Origin of the sequence: Nitrospirillum amazonense (assembly GCF_029594735.1) — a bacterium.
In the GTDB taxonomy this organism is placed as follows: Bacteria; Pseudomonadota; Alphaproteobacteria; order Azospirillales; family Azospirillaceae; genus Nitrospirillum; species Nitrospirillum amazonense.
Genome location: NZ_JARPAF010000002.1, coordinates 2013280 through 2029760, shown reverse-complemented (window position 1 = coordinate 2029760; position 16481 = coordinate 2013280). Strand labels below are relative to the sequence as shown.

Sequence of the window (16481 nt, the reverse complement as noted above, 5' to 3'; positions counted from 1 at the left end):
GGCGGCCGTTTCTTTTTGAGCGTGATGTGAGAACAGGCGCAGGGCGCTATCCCCTGGCGCGGCAGATGTCACTTGGCGGTTATGGGAAAGCAGGCATCGTACCGCTATCGGAACGACGCCCATGTCGCCTGAAGCCAGGCTTAACCGGAGGTGCCCAGGATGCTGTTCATCCAGGCATTCACCTGGTCGCTGGAGAAGGCGGCGACCTGGGCGCCGGTAACGGCCAGGGCGAGCCGCTGTCCCATCGTAGACAGCTGATCGGTGGTCAGCGCATGGGCCTGGGCGGTGGTCAGGGCCGCGACCTGGCTGGTGCTGAACTCCCGTACGTCATCGGTGGTCAGCGCGTGCACTTGAGCGGTGGTCAGGGCTTGAAGCTGGGCGGTGGATAGCCGCTGCACCTGGTCGCTGGTCAGGGCCGACAGGTTGCCGGTGGTCAGGCCCGCCACTTGGCTGGTGGCCAGTGCCGCCACCTGGGTGGTGGACAACCGCTGCACCTGGTCCGTGGTCAGTCCGTCCAGCTGCGCCGTGCTCAGCACCCGGATTTGGGCCGTCGTCAGGGCGCGCAGGTCGGCGGAGGGCAGGGCGTTCAGCTGGTCGCTGTTCAGCACCTGCACCTGGTCGCTGGTCAGCTTGGACACCTGGGCGCTGGTCAACGCCGCCACACTGTCGCTGTTCAGCGCCAGCAGCTGGTCCGTCGTCAGGGCGGTCACCTGCGCGGTGGTCAGCACCCTCACGTCGGCTGTGGCCAGGGCGTTCAGCTGGGCCGTCGTCAGGGTCTGGATCTGCGTGGTGCTCAGGCCCGTCACCTGGGCCGTGGTCAGCGCCCCCAGCTGGTCGGTGGTCAGTGCGTTCAACTGGTCGCTGGTCAGCCCCGCCAGCTGGCCGGTGGTGAAGGCCGCCAGGTTGGCTGTGCCGAGATTGGCCAACTGATCGGTGGTCAGCGCCCCGATCTGGGCTGAGGTCAGGCTGCGGATGTCCGCCGTCGGCAGGGCCACCAGCTGGTCGCTGGTCAGCACGTGGATCTGCCCGGTGCCCAGCTGGGACACCTGCGCGCTGGTCAGCGCCGCCACGTGCAGGGTGTCCAGCGCCACGACCTGGTCGGTCGACAGGCTGTTCAGCTGTGCCGTCGACAGGACGCGCACGTCGGCCGTTGTCAGGGCGTTCAGCTGCCCGGTGGTCAACGCCCCCACCTGGTCGGTGCTCAGCTTGGCCACCTGGGCAGTGCTCAAGGCGGCCACGCTGTCGCTGTTCAAAGCGGACAGCTGGGCCGTGCGGAGCACCGTGATCTGGGCCGTCGTCAGCGACCGCACGTCGGCCGTGGTCAGGGCGTTCAGCTGGTCGGTCGTCAGCGCCCGCACCTGGTCGGTGGTCAGGCGGATCACCTGGGCGGTGGTCAGCGCCGCCACGCTGTCGGTGCTGAGCGTCGACACTTGGGCGGTGGTCAGCGCCGCCACTTGCAGGCTGTTCAACGCCCGCACCTCGGTGGTGGTCAGCGCGTTCAGTTGGTCGCTGCCCAGCGCCTGCAGCTGCGCGGTGCTAAGGCCGGCCACCTGCTGCGTGGTCAGGCCTGGCAGCTGGTCGGTGGTCAGCGCCTGGACTTCATCGGTGGTCAGCACCCCCAGCTGGGCGGTGCTGAGCGCCGCCAGGTTGGTGGTGCCGAGCGTCGCCAGCTGGGCCGTGGTCAGGGCCGCCACCTGGGTCGTTGTCAGGGTACGGATATCGATGGTGCTGAGGGCGTTCAGCTGGTCGCTGGTCAGGGCCCGCACCTGGTCGGTGCCGAGCTTGGACACCTGGGCGCTGGTCAGGGCGCTGGCGTTGGCGGTGCTGAGGGCGGCCAATTGCGCCGTGGTCAGGGCGGCGACCTGGGCCGTGGTCAGGGCACGGATGTCGGCGGTATTGAGCGCGTTCAACTGGTTGGTCGTCAGCGCGGCGACTTGGTCGGTGGTCAGCTTGGCCACTTGGGCGCTGGTCAACGCGGCCGTGCCGTCGGTGTTCAGGCTGGACAGCTGGCTGGTGCTGAGCGCCTGCAGCTGGGCCGTGGTCAGGGCGCGGATGTCGGCGGTATTGAACGCGTTCAACTGGTCGGTGTTCAGCACCCGCACCTGATCGGTGGTCAGTTTCGCCACCTGCTGGGTAGTCAGCGCCGCCACGGTGTCGCTGCCCAAGCCGGACAGCTGATCGGTGCTGAGGGCGCCCAGCTGCGCAGTGGTCAGCGCGCGCACGTCGGCGCTGTTGAGCGTGTTCAGCTGATCGCTGGTCAGCGCCTGCACCTGCGTGGTGGTCAGCTTGGCCACCTGCAGTGTGCTGAGGGCCCCCGTCTGGTCCGTGGTCAGCGCCGCCACTTGGTCGCTGGCCAGCCCGCCCAGTTGAGTGGTGGTCAGTGCTGCGAAGTTGCCGGTGTTGAGCGCTGTCAGCTGGCTGGTGGTCAGCGTCGCCAACTGGGCGGAGGTGAACTCCCGGATGTCGGCCGTGGTCAGGGTGTTCAGCTGATCGCTGGTCAGGGCCCGCAGCTGGTCGCTCGACAGCCGGCTGACCTGCGCGCTGCTGAGCGCCGAGAGATTGTCCGAGCCCAGGGCCGACAGCTGGGCGGTGGACAGGACCGCGACCTGGGCAGTGGTCAGATTGCGAACATCCAGGGTGGTCAGCGCGTTCAGCTGATCGCTGTTCAGGATTTGGATCTGGTCGGTCGACAGGCGGGACACCTGGGCGCTGCTGAGGGCTGCCACCGCGTCCGTGCCCAGGTTGGACAGCTGGTCGGTGGTCAGCGCCGCCAGCTGCGCCGTGGTCAGCGCGCGGACGTCGGCGCTGTTCAGGGTATTCAGCTGATCGCTGGTTAGCGCCTGGGTTTGCCCGGTGCTGAGCTTGGCCACCTGCAGCGTGCTGAGGGCGCGGGTCTGGTCGGTGGTCAGCGCCGTTATCTGCGCACCCGTCAGACCCGCCAGCTGTGTTGTCGACAGGGCGGCGAAGTTGGTGGTGCTCAGGCCGGCCAGCTGGTCCGTGCTGAGCGCCGACACCTGGGCCGACGTGAACTCCCGCATGTCGGCGGTCGATAGCGTGTTCAGCTGGTCGCTGCTGATGGCCTGCAGCTGGGCGCTGGTCAGGCCCACGATCTGGTTGCTGGCCAGGGCGCCCAGATTGTCGGAGGTCAGGTTGGACAGCTGGTCGGTGGTGAAGGCCGACAGCTGGGCGGAGGTGAACTCGCGGATGTCGGCGGTGGTCAGCGCGTCCAGCTGGTCGGTGGTCAGGGCGCGGACCTGGGCGCTGGACAGCTTGTTCACCTGGGCGCTGCCGAGCGCCGACAGGTTGGTGGATCTGAGGGTGGACAGCTGATCCGTCGTCAGCACCGCCACCTGGGTGGAGGTGAGGGCGCGCACGTCGGCCGTGGACAGGGCGTTCAACTGGTCGCTGTTCAGCGCCTGGACCTGGTCGGTGGAGAGCTTGCCCACCTGCATGGTGCTGAGGGCGGCCACCGTGTCGCTGCCCAGCGCGGACACCTGGCGGGTGGTCAGTGCCAACAGCTGCGCCGTGGTCAGCGCCCGGACGTCGGTCGGCGTCAGCGCGTTCAGCTGATCGCTGTTCAGCGCCTGGATCTGGTCCGTGGAAAGCTTGGACACCTGCAGCGTGCTCAGGCTGGCGACCTGGTCGGTGGTCAGCGCCGCCAGCTGGGATGATGTCAGGCCACCCAGTTCCGTGGTCGTCAGCGCCGAAACCGCCGCTGTGCTGAGCCCGGCGATTTGCAGGGTCGTCAGGGCCTGCACCTGGGTGGAGGTGAACTCCCGCATGTCAGCGGAGGTCAGCGCGCCCAGCTGGTCGGTGGTCAGCACCCGCACCTGGGCGCTGGTCAGGCCCACCACCTGGGTGCTGGCCAGTGCGGAAAGGTTGTCGGAGCTGAGGTTCGCCAGCTGGTCGGTGGTCAGGGCGGACAATTGTGCCGACGTGAACTCCCGGATGTCGGCGGTGGTCAGGGCGTTCAGCTGATCAGAGCCCAGGGCCTGGATTTGGCTGCTGGACAGCTTGTTGATCTGGGCGCTGCCGAGCGCCGACAGATTATCGGAACCCAGGGTGGACAGCTGATTTGTCGTCAGCGCCGCGACCTGGGCGGAGGTCAGTGCCCTCACGTCGGCGGTCGACAGGGCGTTCAGCTGGTCGCTGGTCAGGGCCTGCACCTGGGTGGTGGACAGGCGGGTCACCTGCAGGGTGCTGAGTGCTGCGACCGTGCCGGTACCGAGGGTGATGATCTGGTCGGTCGAGAGGGCCGCCAGTTGGCCGGAGGTCAGGGCGCGCACGTCGGCGCTGTTGAGCGCGCCCAGCTGGTCGCTGGTCAGGGCCCGCACCTGGGCGGTGGCCAGATTCGCCACCTGCAGCGTGGACAGCACCGCCACTTGGTCGCTGGTGACCGCCCCGAGCTGCGCGGTGGTAAGGCCGGCCAGCTGGGTGGTGCTGAGGGCCGTCACCACGGCTGTGGAAAGGCCCGCCAGCTGGTCGGTGGTCAGGACGCCCACCTGCGCCGAGGTGAATTCGCGGATATCGGCGCTCGACAGCCCGTTCAGCTGATCGGTGGTCAGCGCCTGCACCTGGGCGCTGGTGAAGCCCACCACCTGGTTGCTGGTCAGGGCCGACAGGTTGGTGGAACTGAGGTTGGACACCTGGTCGCTGGTCAGCACCCCCAGCTGGGCCGACGTGAATTCCCGCAGGTCGGCGGTTGTCAGGGTGTTCAGCTGGTCGCTGGTCAGTGACTGAACCTGGGCGCTGGACAGCTTGCCCACCTGCGTGCTGCTGAGCGCCGACAGGTTGGTGGCGCTCAAGGTCGATAGCTGGTCGGTGGTCAACACCGCGACCTGCGCCGTCGTCAACGCGCGGATGTCGGCGGTGGACAGGGCATTCAGCTGATCGCTGGTCAGGGCGCGGACCTGCGCCGTGGTGAGCTGCGCCACCTGGGCGGTGGTAAGCACGGTGGCGGCGGCGGTGCCGAGGGCGGCGAACTGGTCGGACGACAGCACGGCCAGCTGGGCCGTGGTCAGCGCACGCACGTCGGCGGTGGAGAAGGCGCTCAACTGGTCAGTGGTCAGCGACCGCACTTGGCCGGTGCTGAGGCCCGCCACCTGCTGGGTCGTCAGTCCCACTACCTGATCACTGGTCAGCGTCACCAGCTGATCGGTGCCCAGCCCCGCCAGCTGCTGGGTCGTCAGCGCCGACAGGTTGGTGGTGGCCAGGGCCGATACCTGGTCCGTGGTCAGCTGCGCCACCTGGGCCGAGGAGAATTCGCGGATGTCCGCGGTGGTCAGGGTGTTCAGCTGGTCGCTGGTCAGCGCCCGGATCTGGGTGCTGGACAGCCCGGTGACCTGGGCGCTGCCGAGGGCCGAAAGGTTGGTGGAGTTCAGCGCCGCGATCTGGTCGGTGCCAACCGCCCGCAGTTGAGCGCTGCTGAGCGTCCGTACGTCGGCGGTGGACAGGGCGTTCAACTGGTCGCTGGTCAGCGCGCCCACCTGGGTGGTCGACAGCTTGGCCACCTGTGCGGTGGTGAGGGCCGCGGTGTTGTCGGTGCTGAGCGTGGACAGCTGGCCGGTGCTGAGGGCTGCCACCTGGGCGGTGGTCAGGGCGCGGATGTCGGCGGTGGACAGCGCGTTCAACTGGTCGCTGGTCAGCGCGTTCAGGATACCCGCCGACAGGCTGGCCACCTGGGCGGTGCTGAGGGCGGCAATCGTGTCGCTGCTGAAGGACAGCAGCTGGTCGCTGGTCAGCGCGCCCACCTGCGCCGTGGTCAGGATGCGCACGTCGGCGCTGTTCAGCGCGTTCAGCTGGTCGCTGCTGAGCGCCCGGAACTGGGCCGTGCTGAGCTTGGACACCTGCAGCGTGGTGAGCGCGCCCACCTGGTCTGTGGTCAGCGACCCCACTTGGGCCGTGCCCAGGCCGGCCAGCTGCGTGGTCGACAGCGCCGCCACGGTGGCGGTGCCCAGGGTGGAAATCTGGTCGGTTGTCAGGGTTGCCAGCTGGGCCGAACTGAATTCCCGGATGTCGGCGCTGCCCAGGGCGTTCAACTGGTCGCTGGTGAGCGAGCGCAGCTGTGCGCTGCTGAGGCCGGCCACCTGGCTGGTGCTGAGCGCCGCCAGATTATCCGACGCCAGGGCGGACACCTGGTCGGTCGTCAGCTGCGCGATCTGGGCGGAGGTGAATTCCCGGACGTCGGCCGTGGTCAGGGCGTTCAGCTGATCGCTGGTCAGGGACCGCAGCTGCGCGCTGGACAGCCCGATGACCTGGGTGCTGCTGAGCGCCGACAGGTTGGCGGTGCTGAGGGTCGACAGCTGGTCCGTGGTCAGGGCCGCCAGCTGCTGGGAGCCCAGCGCCCGCACGTCGGCGGTCGACAACGCGCCCAACTGGTCGCTGCTGAGCGCGCGTAACTGGGTGCTGGTGAGGCGCGTGACCTGGGCCGTCGACAGGGCGTTGAGGGCGTCGGTGCCCAGGTTGGTGAGCTGGAGAGTGCTGAGCACCCCGATCTGGGCGGTGGACAGGGCGCGGACGTCGGCGGTGGACAGGGCGTTCAGCTGGTCGCTGTTCAGCGCCTGGACCTGGGCCGTGGTCAGGCCCGCCACCTGGCTGGTGGCCAAGCCCGCCACCTGGTCGGTGGTCAGCGCCGTCACCTGTGCCGTGGTGAGGCCCAGCATTTGAGTGCTGGACAGGCTGGACAGGTTGGCCGTGGTCAGGCCCGACAGCTGGTCGGTGGTCAGCTGCCCGATCTGGGTGGAGGTGAATTCCCGCAGATCGGCGCTGTTCAGCGCATTCAGCTGGTCGCTGCCCAGCGATCGCACCTGGGCCGACGACAGGCGGTTGATCTGCGTGCTGCTGAGGGCGGATAGGGTGGCGGTACTGAGGGTGGACAGCTGGTCGGTGGTCAGCACCCCGATCTGCGCGGTGGTCAGAGCGCGGATGTCCGCCGTGGACAGGGCGTTCAACTGATCGCTGCCCAGCGCCCGGATCTGGCCGCTGGACAGCGCGGCCACCTGCGCGGTGCTGAGCGCCGCCAGGCTGTCGGTGTTCAGGCCCGCCACCTGGTCGGTGGTCAGGGCCGCGGTCAGGGCGGTGGCCAGGACGCGCACGTCGCCGGTGCTGAGCGCGTTGATCTGGTCGCTGTTCAGCGCCTTCAGCTGCAGGCTGGACAGGCCCGTCACCTGGTTGGTGGCCAGGGTTGCCACCTGGCTGGTGCTGAGCGCGCCCACCTGGTCGGCCGTCAGGCTCGCGATCTGGGCGGAGGTCAGGGCCGACAGGTTGGCGGTGCTGAGGCCCGCCACCTGGTCGGTGGTCAGCGCCTTCACCTGGGTGGAGGTCAGCGCCCGGGCGTCCGCGGTGTCGAAGGCGTTGATCTGGTCGCTGGATAGTGCCTTCAGCTGCGCGGTCGTCAGGCGCGCAACCTGGACGCTGGTCAGCGCCGCCACGTTCAGGGTGGTGAGGTTGGACAGCTGATCCGTGCTCAGCGCCGACAGCTGCGCGGTGGTCAGCGCCGCGATGTCGGCGGTGGTGAAGGCGTTCAGCTGGTCGCTGGTCAGGCCCCGCACCTGGGCGGAGCCGAAGCCTGCCACCTGCAGGGTGGTCAGGCCAGCCATCTGGTCGGTCGTCAGCGCCGACAGCTGGTCGGAGGTGAAGCCGTTCAGCTGGGTGGTGGTAAAGCCGGAAATGGCGCTGCCGCTCAACGCCGACAGCTGGTCTGTGGTCAGCGCCCGCAGCTGGCCGGAGGTGAAGGCGCGGACATCGGCGGAGGGCAGGGCGCCCAGCTGCTCCGTCGTCAGCGCCTTGATCTGGGCGGACGTCAGCTGCGCCACCTGGAGGGAGGACAGCGCCGCCACCTTGTCCGTGGTCAGGTTGCCCACCTGCTCGGTCGTCAGGCCGGCGATCTGCGCCGTGGTCAGGGCGCGGATGTCGGCGGTGCCCAGGGCGTTCAGCTGGTCGCTGCTCAGCCCCTTGATCTGGGCAGCGGCCAACTGCGTCACCTGGCTGGTGGACAGGGCGGCAAGGCTGCCCGTTTCCAGGTTGGCCAACTGCGCCGTGGTCAGGGCCGTCAACTGGCCGGAGGTCAGGGCCCGGATGTCCGCGGTGGACAGGGAGTTCAGCTGGTCGGTGCTGAGCGCCCGGATCTGCGCCGAACTCAGGCGCGATACCTGGGACGAATCCAGGGCGGCCAAGCCATCCGCGCCCAGTGCGCGGATCTGCCCGGTGCTCAGGGCCGCCAGCTGCGCCGAGGAGAACACCTGAACCTGGCTGGAGCTGAGGGCGCCGACCTGCGCCGTCGTCAGCTGCGTCACCTGCGTGGCGCTCAGCGCCGCCAGGCTGACGGTCGCCAGGGCGCCCATCTGATCGGTGGTCAGGGCGCCCAGCTGCTGGGCGCTGAACAGGCGCACGTCGGCCGTGGCCAGGGCGTTCAGTTGGTCGGTGCTGAGCGCCCGTATCTGCGCGGCCGACATCAGCAAGGTCTGGTTGGTGGTCAAGGCGGCCACGCCGGCGGTGCTGAGGCCGGCGAGCTGGGCGGTGGACAGCTGCAGGATCTGCGTGGCGGACAGTTCCCGAACGTCGGCGGTGGTCAGGCCGTTCAGCTGGTCCGTGGTCAGTGCCTGGACCTGGGCCTGGCTCAGCCGGGCGACCTGGGCGCTGTTCAGCGCCGACAGGTTGGCGACGCTTAGGCCCGCCACCTGTTCCGTCGTCAGGTTGGCGATTTGCGCCGTGGTCAGGGCGCGGAAATCATCGGTGCTGAGAGCGTTCAGCTGGGCGGTGTCCAGCACCCGCATTTGGGTGGCGCTCAGGCTGGCCAACTGCTGGGTGGTCAGGCCGGCCATCTGGCTGGTGGTGAAGACGTTGACCTGGGCCGCGGTCAGGCCCAGCATCTGTCCGGCGCTAAGGGCCGAGAGGTTGCGGGTGCTGAGCGCCACAATCTGGTCGGTGCTGAGCGCCGCCAGCTGTGTGCCGGAGAATTCCCGCATGTCTGCCGTGGTCAGCGCGTTCAGCTGATCGGTGGTCAGCGCCCGGACCTGGGCGGTGGTCAACAGCGCCACCTGGCTGCTGCTGAGCGCCGACAGGTTGGCCGTGCTGAGGCCCGAAATCTGGCCGACCGTCAACCCGGGCACCTGCGCCGTGCTAAGGGCCTGGATCTGGCTGGTGGACAGGGCGTTCAGCTGGCCTGTGGACAGGTAGCCCACCTGGGCGCGGCTGAAATCGCGGATGGCGGCGGTGGACAGGCCCGACAGCTGGCTGACGGTGATGGCCTCCACCTGGCTGGAGGTCAGGGCCTGCACCTGGTTGGATTTCAGCGCCTCGAGATCGGCGGGGCTGAAGGCGGCGATGTCCTCATCGCTGAACGCCTGCAGCTGCTGGGCGCTGAACACCATCTGGCTGGCCGTGAAGGCCGTGACCTGGGTGGAGGAAAGAACAGCGATCTGGGCGGTGGTGAGGGCCGCGACGTCCTGAGTGGTCAGGGCCTGAATAGCCGCTGTCGAATAAGCCGCGATCTGCGATGGTGGTACAGTACCGATAGACGAAACCATCACCCTCTCCGATCACATCTCTTTGAGATGTTTAACACTCGGCACCACCACGCCCCTTCTGGGCGCACCCACAGCCACGTGGGTCTTCAACCCCCCCCCGCCGCGCCCCTTATGGGAACAGCGGAAGTACTTTGTGTCCCAGGAGGGCCGCCCCGTTCTGGAGCCGCCGGCACCCGGGGGTGCGCGAGTATTGATCCGACGCCGACTTATCCAACCTGGATATACGGAGCCACTTTAATTTGGATAAAACTTAACCTCAAGGCTAGTTTCGTAGACAACCCGGAAGAACAGGATGGGCCGCCACTTGGCTGTGCTGGCCGCCCTCCGGCATGGGCGTTCGATTCACGACAGGTTAATGTGTCACGGCTTTTGAGGCGCCGGTGTAATACCCGGCCGTTGACTGCCGGTTGATTTCCGGGGCCCAGCCCGCCCGCTCGCCCGCCAGCGCCCCCAGAAAAAGCGTAACCGGCCGAAGGTTGAAGAACCGTGGCGCGTCGGATATTCCATCAAGAATAAGCATCGCATGGATGTACATCTATTGAGGGGGGTCTGGTAGATGCGCTGGTTCAATGACCGGACGATCAATCAGCGGCTTTGGGTTCTGGTGGGCGTCGCCGTGCTGGCGGCACTGGTCTACATCGGCCTTGGCGTGGCGCAGCAGCGCACGCAGCTTTACGGGGATCGCCGCGACATGGCGCAGGACGCGGTGGGGGCCGCGCAGACCATCGTCGAGGCCTATATCCAGAAGGAAAAGCAGGGCGCCCTGCCCAGGGCCGACGCCCAGGCGGCGGCGCTGGCGGCCCTCAGGGCCGTGCGCTTCGCCGGTGAATACGTCTTCGTGAACGACACCAAGGGTGTCCTGGTCATGAACCCGAGCCGTCCGGATCTGGAGGGCAAGGACATGACCGACTTCAAGGACCCAGCCGGGACCTATATGTTCCGCGACTTCGTCGCCATGGCGACGGGGCCGCAGGGCCACGGCTTCGTGCCCTACAAGTGGCCGCGCCCGGGGCAGACGGAACCGGTGGACAAGCTGTCCTATGTGACCCTGGTCCCGGCCTGGGGCTGGGTCCTGGGTTCCGGCGTCTATCTGGACGATGTGCAGGCGCAAGGCCGGGCCTTGGTGGTGGGCGGCGTGGTGGAGGGCGTCATCGCCCTGCTGCTGGTGGGATCGCTGTCCTTCGTCATCGCCCGCAGCCTGTCGCGCAGCCTGGGTGAGCTGACGGGCGACATGCGCCGCCTGGCCCAGGGCGACCTCACCTTCACCATCACGGGCACCGACGCGCCCAACGAGCTGGGGGAAATGGCCCGCGCGCTGCAGGTCTTCCGCGACAACGCCTTGGCCAACCGCCGGCTGGAGGAGGAGCAGGCGGCGGCGCGGGAGGCGCAGCAGCGCCGGCATGACGCGCTGGAGGTCCTGGTGCGTGACTTCAAGGCCATGGTGGCGGGCAAGCTGCGCTCGGTCGCTGCCGCCGCGACAGAGCTGGAGGCGACGTCCGGCGGCCTGCGCGAACAGGCGGAGATCACCAGCGGCCTGGCGGTGACCGTGGCCACCGGCGCCACCGCCGCCAACCAGAACGCCCAGACCGTGGCCGCCGCGACGGAGGAGCTGACGGTTTCCAGTTCGGAAATCGGCCGCCAGGTGGAGTTCACCGCCGCCACTACTGCCCGCGCGGTGGAGGAGGCGCGCAAGGCCAGCACCGTGATGGCGGAGCTGTCGGAGGTCGCGGCCGGCGTGCAGACGGTGGTGCAGCTGATCAACGACATCGCCGGGCAGACCAACCTGCTGGCCCTGAACGCCACCATCGAGGCGGCGCGGGCGGGTGAGGCCGGCAAGGGCTTCGCCGTGGTCGCGCATGAGGTCAAGTCGCTGGCGGGCCAAACGGCCAAGGCGACGGAGGACATCGCCAGCCGCGCCATGGCGGTGCAGACGGCCGCCGCCGACGCCGTGTCCATCATCACCTACATCACCGACGTCATCGAGCAGATGGGCGGCAACTCCGCCACCATCGCCTCGGCCGTCACCGAGCAGGGGGCGGCCACCACCGAGATCAGCCGCAACGTGCAGGAGGCGGCGGCCCGCACGGCGGAGGTGGCGGGCAACATGAACACGGTGGAGGAAAGTGCCCAGTTCACGCTCAGCGCCTCCAGCCAGTTGCATGCCGCGGCGGGTGAGCTGTCCAGCCAGGCGGAACAGCTGCAGATGGAGGTGGAGGAGTTCCTGGGCGCCATGGAGCGGGCGGGCGACCGCCGCCAGTTCGAGCGCGTCCCGGCGGACCTGCCCATCACTGTGCAATGCATGGCCACGGGCAAGCCGGGCCCCATCTACCCGGGCCGCACCATCGACCTGTCGGCCGCCGGCCTGTCCGCCCGTATCGGCCAGATGGCCAACAAGCCGGGCGATGACCTGCTGGTGGGCGGCCTGGGCGACCACGCCATTCCCGGCCGTGTCGCCAGCATCGTGGATGGCGTCGTGCGCATCCAGTTCCGCATGAACGAGGACAGCATGACCATGATGCAGCAGGCCCTGAAGAAGGCCGGCGTGACGCTTTGACGACGCTTTGACTAGGTGGGGCGGACAATAACGCATGGCTGAGGGGACGAGGTGGCCTTAGCCATGCGTCCCCCTTGGTTGCAGTATCGGGCCCGATTGATTATGTGGCCTCACAACCACCATCCCATCCGTCCGCATCCAGGAGATCACATCCCATGTCCACCGCCCTGCGCGTCGCCATCCTCGGTGCCTCCGGTTACACCGGCGCCGAACTGGTCCGCCTGCTGGTCCGTCATCCCGACGTCCGCCTGGTGGCCCTGACGGCGGAGCGACAGGCCGGCAAGCCCCTGGCCGAGGTCTTCCCGCACCTGGGCGGATATGATCTGCCGGACCTGGTGAAGATCGACCAGGTGGACTGGGACGGCGTCGATTTCGTCTTCTGCGCCCTGCCGCACGGCACGACGCAGGAGGTCATCGCCAGCCTGCCGCCGCGGTTGAAGGTGGTGGATCTGTCCGCCGACTTCCGCCTGCACGATGTCGACACCTACGCCACCTGGTACGGCCACGCCCACAAGGCGCCGGAGCTGCAGGCCGAGGCCGTCTACGGCCTGGTGGAGGCCAACCGCGCGGCGGTGAAGGCCGCCCGCCTGGTGGCCAACCCCGGCTGCTACCCGACGGCGTCGCAGCTGCCGCTGCTGCCGCTGCTGCGCCAGGGCCTGATCCAGGCCGAGGACATCATCATCGATGCCAAGTCGGGTGTGTCCGGCGCCGGCCGCGACGCCAAGCAGGCCAACCTGTATGGCGAGGTGGCGGAAGGCGTGCACGCCTATGGCGTCGCTGGCCATCGCCACGCGCCGGAGATCGAGCAGGGCGTCAGCGAGGCCGCCGGCAAGCCGGTGGTGCTGAACTTCACGCCCCATCTGATGCCCATGAGCCGCGGCATCCATGCCAGCATCTATGTGAAGCTGGCGCCAGGCAAGACGGCCGACGACCTGCGCGCCGCCCTGGTGGACGCCTATAAGGGCGAAACCTTCGTGCGCGTGCTGCCCGCCGGCGTGGCGCCGCAGACCCGCCACGTGAAGGGCAGCAACCACTGCCTGATCGGCGTCTTCCCCGACCGCGTGCCGGGCCGCGCCATTCTGCTGTCGGTCATCGACAATCTGGTGAAGGGCGCCTCGGGCCAGGCCATCCAGAACATGAACCTGATGATGGGCTATCCCGAGGATCGCGGCCTGGAGCAGGCGCCCCTGTTTCCGTGATTGGGTTCCCGTGATCGGGAAGCCGCCTTATGTATGGGGCCCGGGTGTCAAGCGCGGGCCTCTTTCCCTTGCGCAACACCAAGACCATCATGCGTCGCATGATGGTTAGGATGCGACTGCGTCCGCCGGAGATTGCCGGGGAGCGTAGCGGACCGGAAATTGAGGAAGCCAAGGCCACGGGTGTGGCCGCCCGGCGCATGAGGGAGAAAAAATGACCAATGCCAGCGAGGCCCTCACGACCGTGCGGCCCACGGTGCTGCCCTACAAGGGCGTCCTGCCCCGTATCCACCCCAGCGCCTTCCTGGCGAATGCCATCGTTATCGGCGATGTGGAGATCGGGGAGGAGGCCAGCCTCTGGTACAACGTGGTTGTGCGCGGAGACGTGAACCAGATCCGCATCGGCAAGCGGACCAACATCCAGGACGGCACCACCGTTCACTGCACGCATGAGCGCTTCACCACGGTCATCGGCGACAATGTGACGATCGGGCACATGGCGCTGCTGCACGGCTGCGTCATCGAGGATGGCGCCTTCATCGGCATGAAGGCCTGCGTCATGGATGGCGCCGTGGTGGAAAGCGGCGCCATGGTCGCCGCCGGCGCCCTGGTGACCCCGGGCAAGCGGGTCAAGGCGGGGGAGCTTTGGGGCGGCAGCCCGGCGCGCCTGCTGCGCCCCCTGACGGAGCAGGACAAGGCCACGCTGCCCCTGACCGCGCCGCATTACGTCCGTCTCTCCCGGCAGTACCTCGACGAGATAGGGTGAGCCGGGATGGGTTGCCGGACGGGCTGATTTGAGTCATGGTCAGCCGGGTCGCGCGTTGCATAATGGGAGGCGCGCTGATCATTTCGCGTGGGGACGCGGCATCGATAAGCCGTCTGGGCGTCCCCCGCGCATCACTTACGTGACCTGGTGGAGGGCTCTCCATGACCAAGCCGTCACTACGAACCGATCATACCAAACGCCGTTTTCGTGCCACCGCTGCCCGCCAGGGGCGCCTGCTGGCCAAGTTGCGGCGCCCACACTGCCTATCGGCCATGGAGGCGAGCGAACAGGCCTTCCGCGCGGCCGGCGCGCTGGCGCTGGCGGAGGCTGTGTTCGGCGACCGAGGCAAGGCGCTGGCCTGGTTGCGCGCCGCCGGCTCTCCATGACAGGCGCCGCCGGATAACATCGCCTGCCGGATACCGCTGGGCGCGTCGGGTCACGACGGCGCTTCGGCGTAGCGGATGATGCTCTGATTTTGGACGCTTGCGATCAGTTCGTCCGTACGGGCCAGAAGCTGCCGCAGCAGGCGCGAAGGATTGGCCTGGTTGTAGCCCAGGGTCAGGTCGACGGTCGGGGGCACGCCCTCCAGCGCCCTGGCCACGACGTTCGGCGTCAGTATGTTTTGCGCATACAGCGGCACCAGCGTGATGCCGCCCGTGGACGCGACCAGCGACATTGCCGACGATATGTTCTCGCCTTCGTACTTCGCCTTGAGCGTGATGCCAATCTTCGTGGCGTAGTCCTGGATCACCGACTGCAGGACCGGCGAGGTTCTGGCCGAACTGACATAGATTTCACCGGCAAGGTCCTGCGGCTGAATCTTCCTAAGGGAGGCCAGGCGATGGCCCGCCGGCAGCACGGCAATCACAGGCTCCTTCGCCAGCAATTTGAAGGATAGGCCCACGCTCTGGGCCTCGGGGCGGAGGAAGGCGACGTCCAGCCTGCCACGCATCAGGGCGAGGGCGAGATCTGGGGACGAGAGGCTGCTCAGGGTGATTTCAACCTCCGGCGCTTCCTCGCGGATGATGCGCAGCAGATGAGGGAGCCACGTGACCTCAAGCCCCACCATGAAGCCGATGGTGAGCATCGGCCTTTCCGGCTGTGCCATCCGGCGGGCGGCATCGGTCGCTGCCTCGACCTGCAGCAGCGCCAGCCGCGCGTGGTCAAGAAAAACGCGCCCTGCGGGGGTCAGTGTCACGCCGCGGGCCTGCCGCTCCAGCAGCGTCACGCCGACTTCCGCTTCCAGGTCGCGAATTTGCCGGCTCAGAGAGGGCTGCGAGGTGTTCAGCCGCCGTTGGGCGGCGGTCAGCAGGCCGCCTTCCTCCGCAACGGCGACGAAATACCGGAGATGCCGCAGTTCCATCGAACCCCTCGTTATGCTTTTGAGGCATAGCTTGAACGTACAAGGTCTTTGTCGGCGGCAGAAGGGCCATTTACGCTCGCCCCGAAGTCTGAACCCGCACTGTGATTGAGACGGAGCGACGTGATGCCGACCATTACCACGACGGACAACGTAACCCTCTTCTACAAGGATTGGGGTTCAGGCCAGCCGATCGTTTTCAGCCACGGCTGGCCGCTTACGGCGGACGACTGGGACGCCCAGATGACCTTCTTCCTTCGCCACGGCTACCGGGTGATCGCTCACGACCGGCGTGGCCACGGCCGGTCCGACCAGCCGAGCACCGGCAACGACATGGACCACTGGGTTGCCGACCTCGCGGCCCTGACCGAGCACCTGGAGCTGCGCGATGCGGTCCATATCGGGCACTCCACAGGTGGCGGTGAGGTGGCTCGCTATGTGGCCCGCCACCCGGAGCGCGTCGCGAAGGCGGTACTGGTCGCTTCCCTGACGCCGAACATGTATCGGAGCGAGGACAACCCGTCCGGTCAGCCGCCGGAGTGGTTCGAAGCGATCCGCGCGGGTGTGCTGGGCAACCGATCGCAGTTCTACCGGTTCGTTCCAGAGAATCCGTTCTACGGCTACAACCTTGATGGGGCCGAGCCCTCGGAGGCGATCATCGCGAACTGGTGGCGTCAGGGCATGGCCGGCGGTGCGCTGGCCCACTACGCGACTGTCGACACGTGGCTGGAAGATTACAGCGAAGACCTCAAGAAGATTACGGTGCCGGTGCTGGTGATGCATGGCGAGGCCGATCAAGTCGTCCCCTTCGCCAGCTCCGTGCCGCGCGCGGTCGATCTGCTCAAGAATGGGTCGCTGAAGACCTATCCGGGCTACCCGCATGGCATGCTGACCACGCATGCGGATGTCCTCAACCCCGACCTGCTCTCATTCATCAGGTCTTGACGGCACCGGCCACGGCTGAAAAGGGCTGAGGAAGGTTGCCGATGATCACCCGGGGATGAATCATGCCGGGCTTCGGCCGGTGCGAAGAGGCGATTGGTGGCAAGGCCTCTTCACACCGGCGCAGGCCGCCTGC

General features: G+C 67.8%; 7 protein-coding genes. 5 read left to right on the top strand and 2 right to left on the bottom strand.

Annotated features, from left to right (window positions below; translation table 11 throughout):
* Window positions 1-140: 140 nt before the first annotated feature.
* The gene (locus tag P5F91_RS15275) at window positions 141-9527 is read right to left on the bottom strand and encodes a beta strand repeat-containing protein (protein WP_277907545.1); all 9387 of its coding nucleotides are present in this window, start codon (window positions 9525-9527) and stop codon (window positions 141-143) included.
* Window positions 9528-10083: 556 nt separating this feature from the next.
* On the opposite strand from P5F91_RS15275, the gene P5F91_RS15270 reads away from it, so the two are divergent.
* The 4 genes from P5F91_RS15270 to P5F91_RS15255 all read left to right on the top strand — a co-directional run bounded on the left by P5F91_RS15270 (window position 10084) and on the right by P5F91_RS15255 (window position 14429).
* Complete coding sequence (locus P5F91_RS15270; RefSeq protein WP_277907544.1) at window positions 10084-12081, top strand: cache domain-containing protein; 1998 nt, start codon at window positions 10084-10086, stop codon at window positions 12079-12081.
* 155 nt (window positions 12082-12236) lie between these two features.
* Entirely contained in the window at window positions 12237-13280 is a 1044-nt protein-coding gene (gene argC / locus P5F91_RS15265; RefSeq protein WP_277907543.1) for an N-acetyl-gamma-glutamyl-phosphate reductase, read from the top strand.
* 211 nt (window positions 13281-13491) lie between these two features.
* Complete coding sequence (locus tag P5F91_RS15260) at window positions 13492-14043, top strand: gamma carbonic anhydrase family protein (RefSeq protein ID WP_145609162.1); 552 nt, start codon at window positions 13492-13494, stop codon at window positions 14041-14043.
* Window positions 14044-14204: 161 nt separating this feature from the next.
* Window positions 14205-14429, top strand: coding sequence for a hypothetical protein (locus tag P5F91_RS15255; protein ID WP_145609163.1), 225 nt, complete (start codon window positions 14205-14207; stop codon window positions 14427-14429).
* A 50-nt stretch (window positions 14430-14479) separates the two neighbouring features.
* Here the strand turns inward: P5F91_RS15255 and P5F91_RS15250 are convergent, their stop codons facing one another.
* Window positions 14480-15406 (bottom strand): LysR family transcriptional regulator, encoded by a 927-nt coding sequence (locus P5F91_RS15250; RefSeq protein ID WP_145609164.1) that lies wholly within the window; start codon window positions 15404-15406, stop codon window positions 14480-14482.
* Window positions 15407-15529: 123 nt separating this feature from the next.
* On the opposite strand from P5F91_RS15250, the gene P5F91_RS15245 reads away from it, so the two are divergent.
* Window positions 15530-16348: an alpha/beta fold hydrolase gene (locus tag P5F91_RS15245; RefSeq protein ID WP_145609165.1), complete on the top strand. Its 819-nt coding sequence runs from the start codon at window positions 15530-15532 to the stop codon at window positions 16346-16348.
* The last annotated feature ends 133 nt before the right edge of the window (window positions 16349-16481 follow it).

Coding starts and splice junctions, on each gene's coding strand:
- P5F91_RS15260 (WP_145609162.1), top strand. CDS start 13,492: ATGACCAATGCCAGCGAGGCCCTCACGACCGTGCGGCCCACGGTGCTG.
- P5F91_RS15270 (WP_277907544.1), top strand. CDS start 10,084: ATGCGCTGGTTCAATGACCGGACGATCAATCAGCGGCTTTGGGTTCTG.
- P5F91_RS15245 (WP_145609165.1), top strand. CDS start 15,530: ATGCCGACCATTACCACGACGGACAACGTAACCCTCTTCTACAAGGAT.
- P5F91_RS15255 (WP_145609163.1), top strand. CDS start 14,205: ATGACCAAGCCGTCACTACGAACCGATCATACCAAACGCCGTTTTCGT.
- P5F91_RS15275 (WP_277907545.1), bottom strand. CDS start 9,527: ATGGTTTCGTCTATCGGTACTGTACCACCATCGCAGATCGCGGCTTAT.
- P5F91_RS15250 (WP_145609164.1), bottom strand. CDS start 15,406: ATGGAACTGCGGCATCTCCGGTATTTCGTCGCCGTTGCGGAGGAAGGC.
- argC (WP_277907543.1), top strand. CDS start 12,237: ATGTCCACCGCCCTGCGCGTCGCCATCCTCGGTGCCTCCGGTTACACC.